This window comes from Duncaniella sp. (genome assembly GCF_029054785.1).
GTDB lineage: Bacteria > Bacteroidota > Bacteroidia > Bacteroidales > Muribaculaceae > Duncaniella.
The window spans coordinates 39,794-47,331 of record NZ_JAIDEN010000027.1 but is presented as its reverse complement, the minus strand read 5'-3'; the positions used below and the strand labels follow the sequence as shown (position 1 = coordinate 47,331).

Here is a 7,538-nt window from a genome sequence, read left to right as displayed (position 1 = left end):
CTCCTTTCTCATTTACAACAATTTATCTAAAAGATACACCACTCAGATTTTAACTCTTGTTTTTAAACAACCTCTTAGTTATAGAAAGTTTCACGGATGATGCGGGGAAAGTTTTCCTGTTCCAGCCGATGGATCTTTGCCTCGACATCAGCGGGAGTGTCGGCAGGGCTGAGGTCGGTTCTGACCTGAGCGATGATGCGCCCCTCGTCATATTTCTCGCTGACGAAATGGACCGTAATGCCGGTTTCACACTCCCCGGCGGCAACCACGGCCTCATGGACGTGACGGCCATACATCCCCTTGCCGCCGAACTTCGGAAGCAGCGCCGGGTGGATGTTGATGATCCGGTCGGGATAGCGGGCGATAAGGAACTGCGGCACCATCAGCAGGAAACCCGCGAGGACTATCAGGTCAACGCCATAGCTCTCAAGCAGCGGCAGCATGATCTCCGGATCGCGGATCTCGGCAGGAGTCATTATGCGGCAGTCGACACCGAGTCTTCCGGCGCGACCGATCACCCCGGCCTCAGCCTTGTTGGTGACCACCAGCGCCACCTCCGCCCCGCGGTCAGCCTCGCGGAAATAGCGGATGATATTCTCGGCATTCGACCCGTTGCCCGACGCAAACACCGCGATCCTGCCCGAAACAGAAGTCTTGTTCATGGAATCAGTTTTAAGAAAAAACACATTGATGACATCAGGTGCAAAGATACAAACCTTTCACAATCATAGCAAGCCTGAGGAGGAGAGAATGCAGAGACTGATACAGGATTGAATCTGCACGATTGGAATCGGGGCCTGTTCGATCCTTTTTGACGGTATTATAGTTGCGAAAAACTGAAAATCAAAGCTATTCCGCAGATAGCGATCCGATTTTTTGTTGAAAACAAGGGGATTTTTGTAAATTTGCAAGGTAATGTGAATTGTCCTCTTCTGTTTCCCCGACCGGGGCGGCTATGGGGAGGATGCTGAATCGTGAATTGTACTCATAATTTTTGTTTACTATGACTATTGACCAAATCCAGAATGATATAGTGGAAGAGTTTTCCGATGTGGAGGACTGGATGGACCGCTATGGAATGATTATAGATCTCGGCAACAATCTGCCGGAAATCGACGAGGCCTACAAGACTCCCGACCACCTGATCGAGGGTTGTCAGAGCCGTGTCTGGCTCAATGCCGACATGACTCCTGACGGACGTGTGCACTATACGGCTGATTCCGACGCGATCATTGTCAAGGGAATCATTTCCCTGCTGATTCAGGTGCTTGACAATCAGACGCCTGACGATATTCTCAAGGCCGATCTGCATTTCATCGACGACATCGGCCTCTCGGAGCATCTTTCGCCCACCCGCTCCAACGGTCTGCTTGCAATGGTGAAGCAGATGCGTCTCTATGCTCTCGCGTTTCAGGCAAAACAGCAGATGAAGTGAGAGTGCTGAGGTTGGCGATAACGGCGTTTGTTCTGGCCGTGGCCCTGGCTTTTGCCGACGGCTGCGGCGCGGTGACTCTCGATGTCACTGCCGGCGGAATTGCCGGCGGAACGCTTGTCGGCAAGGATGAGAGCGCCCTGACTCTGCGCGGGTCCGTAAATGCCGCCGATCTGGACTGGATCGCGCGTAACTGCCGGGAACTCCGGCGCCTGGACATGCGTGAGGTGACTGTCGAACCATGCCGGCTTGAAAAGGGCTTGGCCACCGGGCTGCGTGAGTTTCCCGGAGGGGTCCTTCCTGCCTATTCGCTGTCGGGGCTTGCAGCCCAAGAGCTTGTATTGCCTGAGGGGATCACCGAAATCTCTGACGGCGCTCTGCTGGGCGCGGCTGTCACGGATATTGTGCTCCCGGAGTCTGTGGTCAGGATCGGCGAAGGCGCATTTGCAGGCTGCGGCGCTCTCCGCAGTATCCGCCTTGGCCAGAGACTTGAATGCATCGGGCGATATGCTTTCCGCGGCTGTGCCGAGCTGGTATCGGTAGAAGCCGGAGGCGGCTGTCTTCGGGAGATCGGCGACCGGGCCTTTTCCGGTTGTCTGAAACTGGAGACTTTCGGCTTTGTTTCCTCCACACCGGCTCTCGCGGCTCTCGGAGAGGAAGCATTCAGCTCAAGCGGCCTGCGTTCGCTCGATCTGAGCGCCTGCACCGGATTGCAGACCATAGGGCCGCGCGCCTTTTCCGGCTGCGCCTCTCTGGAAGAACTGAGACTCCCGCCGTCGGTCACAGAGATGGGCGAGGGTGTGCTTTTCGGCTGCGAGTCGCTGCGGGAATTCAGCCTCCCTGAATCTGTGGTCCGGATTCCCGACATGGCCCTTACAGGAGCGTCAGGCATCAGTGATGCCGCTGCTCTGCTCCACCAGAGGGTCAGTCAGATCGGAGACTATTCACTGGCCGGAATCGACACTCCGGGAGATGTCGCGCTGCCGGAATCTCTTCAGCGGATCGGCACCGGGGCTTTTGAAGGCTGGACATCTCTTGCATTTGTTGACGCCGAAAACCTGAAATCAGTCCCTGAGCTGGGCAATGCGGTCTGGGCCGGAGTGAACTGCCCGGAGACTGTGCTTTCCGTAGCCAAAGGGATGGAGACGGAATTCGCCTCGGCAGACCAGTGGAAGGATTTCATCATCCGGATTCCCGACGAGTCGACTCTCGACCGTCTGCCGGTTGCCGACAGCGCCGGCGAAGCCTTGATCGAGGCTTCGTTTGACAACTCTGTGTTGAACGTCAGGACGGCTGCCGAGATCACCTCTGTGACGGTCTATGCCACCGACGGACGCGCGCTATTCAGTTCCGCTGTCAAGAACAGCTGTTCGCTCTCGCTCCAGACCGGCCTGCCGACGGGCAGAGTCTACATCATTGCCCTGCGTCTGCATTCGGACGCCCTGTTGGGCCTTAAACTTGTCAATAAGTAACAAATCTCACCTCTAAATCAATTCTCAAGAGTTACTTATCAAAATCTATATAGACCAACCCCTCTATGGGAAAGAACAAATTAAAGAAATTTGCTGAGATGGAGACGCTCGGATGCGTCTATCAGTATCCTCAGTCGGTGCTTGAAGAGCACGGCGACTGCCCTCTGCGCGGACGCTGGGGCCGGGAAGTCTTCGGCAATTCCAACCCGATAGTGCTTGAACTCGGCTGCGGCAAAGGTGAATATGCCGTCGGGATGGGCAAGCTCTATCCTGAAAAGAACTTCATCGGCATCGACATCAAGGGAGCCCGCATGTGGACCGGAGCCAAGGAAGTCGATCAGCTCGGCCTGTCAAACGTAGCCTTCCTGCGCACCTCGATCCATCTGCTTCCGCGCTTCTTCGCGCCCGGAGAGGTCTCTGAGATCTGGATCACCTTCCCTGACCCGCAGATGAAGAAGGTCAACAAACGCCTTACGGGAACTCATTTTCTCGACATCTACCGCCAGGTGATGGCCCCCGGCGCCGTGGTCCATCTGAAGACCGACAGCCCCTTTCTCTATGCCTACACCTCGGCGATGCTCGACCATAACTCGATTGCTCCCATCCACTCGACCGCCGATCTCTACAACTCCCCCTGCAACGACATTGTGCCGCCGATCCGCACCTACTACGAGCAGCAGTGGCTCGGACGGGGCATTCCGAGCAAATACATCGCGTGGGCTCTTCCTGAGCCGGAGGTGTCACTCTCCGAACCCGAAATCGACATCGAGCCGGACACCTACCGCTCATTCGGACGCGGAACCCTCCAGGGCTTCTGAACATAAACGAGCTTTCAGGTGTTACTCCCGTAGAAATAATCTAAAAAACATTCATCACTCACAAATATCACTCACAAAGGCATCTCCAAGCCTTCAAAATCCTGCTTGAAACCATGCAATTATATCCTGCATTGATCACAGACGCTCTTCAGACCGTCCGCTACCCCGGCAATGGCAAAAATCTTGTCGAAGCAGAAATGGTCGAGGACGATATCCGCATCGACGGCGACAGCGTCAGCTTCTCGCTGATTTTCGACAAACCGACCGATCCCTTCATCAAGTCAATGGTCAAGGCTGCCGAAACGGCGATCCATACCTATATCTCACCCGAAGTCAAAGTGACTGTCAATGTGGCAACCCGTCAGCCGGCGGCCCCGAAGAATCTTCCTGCGCTTCCCGGAGTAAAAAACATCATCGGAGTCTCTTCGGGCAAGGGTGGTGTAGGCAAGTCGACCGTAGCCTCGAACCTCGCTGTGGCACTCGCCCAGGAGGGCTATAAGGTCGGACTCCTCGACGCTGACATCTTCGGCCCCTCCATGCCTAAAATGTTCGGCATAGAGGACGAGCAGCTCTACGTCCACGACGTCGATGGCCGTCAGCTGATCATCCCGCAGGAGCGCTATGGCGTCAAACTCCTCTCCATCGGCTTTGTCGTCGACAAGGAGAAAGCAGTCCTCTGGCGCGGATCAATGGCCTCCAACGCACTCAAACAGCTCATCATGGATGCTGACTGGGGCGATCTCGACTATTTTGTCATAGATATGCCGCCGGGAACAAGTGACATCCATCTGACCCTTGTGCAGACCCTTCCGATCACCGGAGTCGTAGTGGTGACCACCCCTCAGGAAGTGGCCCTCGCCGACGCCCGCAAGGGAATCGCCATGTTCCAGGAAGACAAAGTCAATGTCCCCATTCTCGGACTTGTTGAGAACATGGCATGGTTCACACCTGCCGAGCATCCCGACGAACGCTACTATATCTTCGGCCGCGAAGGCGGCGTGCGTCTCGCCGAAAAGCTCGGAGTCCGTCTGCTCGCCCAGATTCCCCTGGTAGGCTCTATCGCCGACTGCGGCGACAACGGCACCCCGATCGCCCTTGACGGCAGCGTGACAGCCCAGGCTTTTGCCCACTTGGGCCGTGAAGTGGTCGACGCAGTTGCCGAACGCAACCGCGAGCTCCCGCCCACTCACAAGGTAGAACTGAAACACTGATCATAGCAACACTCCTCATTAATTCCCACTCACGTTAATCCAACATTATGAGAAATTTCCTAAGCCGACTTGTGCTTGTGGCTTTAGGAGCCGGATCGTGGCTCGCCGGAAGCGCAGAAATTCCAGCAGGTTACTATTCACGCCTGAAAGGAAAGTCAGGAGCCGACCTGAAAACAGCTGTTTTTGAGGTGATCAATCCCCACACGACTGTTTCGAGTTACAGCAACCTGCCTCAGTATTTCCAGAAGACCGACGTCTATCCATCGTCAAGGCAGTGGTGGGACATGTACTCCAATGTCAAGCGCTATTCGCCGAGTTTTTCCGGCCTGAACCGTGAGCATGCCTTCCCTAAAAGCTGGTGGAAGCAGAACGGCAGTGTTGAGTACACACCGGCCTACATTGACCTGAACCATCTTTATCCCGGTGACGGTCCGGCCAATCAGGCCAAGAGCAACTATCCGCTTGGCGTGACTGGGAACAACCCGAAGTTTGACAACGGTGTTTCTAAAATCGGCTATCCGGTCGCAGGCCAGGGAGGCGGCGCACAGTATGTCTTCGAGCCTGCCGACGAATACAAGGGAGATTTCGCCCGTACATATTTCTACATGGTCACCTGCTACCAGAATCTGACCTGGAACAGCACCTGGATGCTTCAGCAGAACGCCTATCCGACCCTTTCTTCATGGGCTGTCGACCTGCTGCTCAAGTGGCATCGCGGCGACCCTGTCAGCCAGAAAGAAACCACTCGTAATGAGGTTGTGTACAGCTATCAGAACAACCGCAACCCCTTCATTGACTTTCCCGACCTTGCGGAATACATCTGGGGCAACAAGTTCGGTGAGCCCTTTGATCCGGGCAGCGTTTCCGAACCCGGTGGCGATCCGATACTGATCAACCCGGTCAACAACACTGCTCTCGATTTTGCAGAAGCGGCTGTCGGAAGCACCACCACGGCTCTCCTCTATCTGAAAGGTGAAAGCCTGTCAGGCAATGTCTCGCTGCGCATTTCGGGAACCGACAGGAATATGTTTACCCTTGATCCTGCGGCCCAGAATCCGAAACTGTCCGATAACATTTCGGCTTCTCTGATCAATGCGTCCGGCGGCTATCAGCTTCAGGTCTCCTACAAGCCTACTGCTGTCGGAGAACACAGCGCCAAGATCACGATCTATGACGGCGGCATGGTCGGCACCACCACTGTCAATCTTCTCGGTCAGGCTTTCGATGTGCCGACACTCAGCCGCCTGACAGCCTACGATCCTTCGGACATCACCGCGACATCCTACAAGGCTTCCTGGTCTGAGGCTCCTGAAGTGGTTGACTACTACCTGCTGACCCGCATCCGCACTATCGGCGGAAATATGGTTGAGGAGAAGATCGAGTGCGATGAAAATTCAGTTGTGATCGACGACTATGATCCCTCCGTATCCGAAGCCTATTATGTGCAGAGCAGCCGTCTGGGCTATCTTTCCGAACCCTCTGAGACTAAGTTTGTCAGCCAGTCGGGCATCTCCAACATCGGTGCTGACAACCCCTTCTCGGTTGAAAGCTATCCCGGCACCGTCCGCTTCCGCTGCGCAGGCACCCACACCGACGTCTGCATCTACGACATGACCGGACGCCTCATGATGATGTTGCCTGAAATCACCGACGGCTACGAGCTGACCCTCCCCTACGGCATCTACCTTGTCCGCACCGCCCAGCACCCCGCCGCCGTCCGCATCATCGCAAGATAACCCCCTCCCCGCGTAGAGATATTATATACCCTCAATAAAATACCCACTCCCCGACAGGATGTCAAATAGCCGTCGGGGAGTGGGTATTTTTTATTGAGAATTGAAAATTGCAGAGCCGTTCTAAAACAGCTCTGAATGAGTCCCAAAACAAATAAGTTTGATTATCCCTTCATCTTTATCCCACCATATAAGTAATTTAGTATATTATAGTTAGATTATGTGAGTTTGCAGTGCCACTGCAAATTTACATAATTCTGTTTGAATCCGATATTTTGACCGAACTTATTCCCCTTCGCTGAGGAATTCGATTTCCTGGAGGAGGTTGAGGCAGAGGGGGCGGGTGAGGGATGTGGCGGTCTGGAGTTCCGCTTCGGCGAATGGTCTGATTTCGGCAGGATGTGTGTAGACGAGGTTGCACATCAGGCGGAAGGCGCCGTAGCGGTGCATTTCTTCTGTGGCTGTGGCAGCCTCAGTCGCCAGGTCCAGAGCGAATGGCATGTGGCGCAGCAGACGGTGACAGAGGATGTCGGCCACTTCGGTTGTCTGCGCCTCACGGAGCATCTCGGCTGCGCGCCCGCGCGTCAGTTCCTCGCGCGGATAGACCATCGGGCTGAGCAGACGGCTTTCGCGGGTGCGCACGTCGGCCCACAGTTCTTCGGCAAGTTCACGGCTGTGGGGGAGTGTGGCGGCAATGTCGGCGATCTGCGGCAGGTTGAGTCCGAATATCATCTTATATTGCAGGCCTCCGCGGCGGATGGTGTCGGCCACGATGCCGTTGCGCATGGCGAAAAAATTGCGTTTGATCTGCTGGAACTGATTGAATTCTGTCATCTCTGATGGTTTGATTTTCATGCAAAATTACTGCATAT

Annotated in this window: 7 protein-coding genes; 5 read left to right on the top strand and 2 right to left on the bottom strand. The window is 55.1% G+C overall.

Annotated elements, in window-relative coordinates:
* Window positions 1-74 precede the first annotated feature (74 nt).
* On the bottom strand, window positions 75-662 hold the full coding sequence (locus K2H17_RS01720; protein ID WP_300130655.1) for a phosphoribosylglycinamide formyltransferase: 588 nt from the start codon (window positions 660-662) through the stop codon (window positions 75-77).
* A gap of 341 nt (window positions 663-1,003) precedes the next feature.
* On the opposite strand from K2H17_RS01720, the gene K2H17_RS01715 reads away from it, so the two are divergent.
* From K2H17_RS01715 to K2H17_RS01695, 5 genes are all read left to right on the top strand, one after another.
* Window positions 1,004-1,435 (top strand): SufE family protein, encoded by a 432-nt coding sequence (locus K2H17_RS01715; RefSeq protein WP_300130653.1) that lies wholly within the window; start codon window positions 1,004-1,006, stop codon window positions 1,433-1,435.
* Window positions 1,432-2,904: a leucine-rich repeat domain-containing protein gene (locus tag K2H17_RS01710; protein WP_300130650.1), complete on the top strand. Its 1,473-nt coding sequence runs from the start codon at window positions 1,432-1,434 to the stop codon at window positions 2,902-2,904. The genes K2H17_RS01715 and K2H17_RS01710 overlap by 4 nt, the downstream gene beginning before the upstream one ends.
* A 65-nt stretch (window positions 2,905-2,969) precedes the next feature.
* Entirely contained in the window at window positions 2,970-3,722 is a 753-nt protein-coding gene (gene trmB / locus K2H17_RS01705; protein ID WP_300130648.1) for a tRNA (guanosine(46)-N7)-methyltransferase TrmB, read from the top strand.
* A 113-nt stretch (window positions 3,723-3,835) separates the two neighbouring features.
* The gene (locus K2H17_RS01700; RefSeq protein ID WP_300130646.1) at window positions 3,836-4,933 is read left to right on the top strand and encodes an Mrp/NBP35 family ATP-binding protein; all 1,098 of its coding nucleotides are present in this window, start codon (window positions 3,836-3,838) and stop codon (window positions 4,931-4,933) included.
* Window positions 4,934-4,980: 47 nt separating this feature from the next.
* Window positions 4,981-6,669: an endonuclease gene (locus K2H17_RS01695; protein ID WP_300130645.1), complete on the top strand. Its 1,689-nt coding sequence runs from the start codon at window positions 4,981-4,983 to the stop codon at window positions 6,667-6,669.
* 282 nt (window positions 6,670-6,951) lie between these two features.
* Here the strand turns inward: K2H17_RS01695 and K2H17_RS01690 are convergent, their stop codons facing one another.
* Window positions 6,952-7,500, bottom strand: coding sequence for a hypothetical protein (locus K2H17_RS01690; protein WP_300130643.1), 549 nt, complete (start codon window positions 7,498-7,500; stop codon window positions 6,952-6,954).
* Between the last annotated feature and the right edge of the window lie 38 nt (window positions 7,501-7,538).

What these genes read in the sequence shown, in the direction of transcription:
- K2H17_RS01690 (WP_300130643.1), bottom strand. Translation starts at nt 7,500, where the DNA reads ATGACAGAATTCAATCAGTTCCAGCAGATCAAACGCAATTTTTTCGCC.
- K2H17_RS01720 (WP_300130655.1), bottom strand. Translation starts at nt 662, where the DNA reads ATGAACAAGACTTCTGTTTCGGGCAGGATCGCGGTGTTTGCGTCGGGC.
- trmB (WP_300130648.1), top strand. Translation starts at nt 2,970, where the DNA reads ATGGGAAAGAACAAATTAAAGAAATTTGCTGAGATGGAGACGCTCGGA.
- K2H17_RS01700 (WP_300130646.1), top strand. Translation starts at nt 3,836, where the DNA reads ATGCAATTATATCCTGCATTGATCACAGACGCTCTTCAGACCGTCCGC.
- K2H17_RS01715 (WP_300130653.1), top strand. Translation starts at nt 1,004, where the DNA reads ATGACTATTGACCAAATCCAGAATGATATAGTGGAAGAGTTTTCCGAT.
- K2H17_RS01695 (WP_300130645.1), top strand. Translation starts at nt 4,981, where the DNA reads ATGAGAAATTTCCTAAGCCGACTTGTGCTTGTGGCTTTAGGAGCCGGA.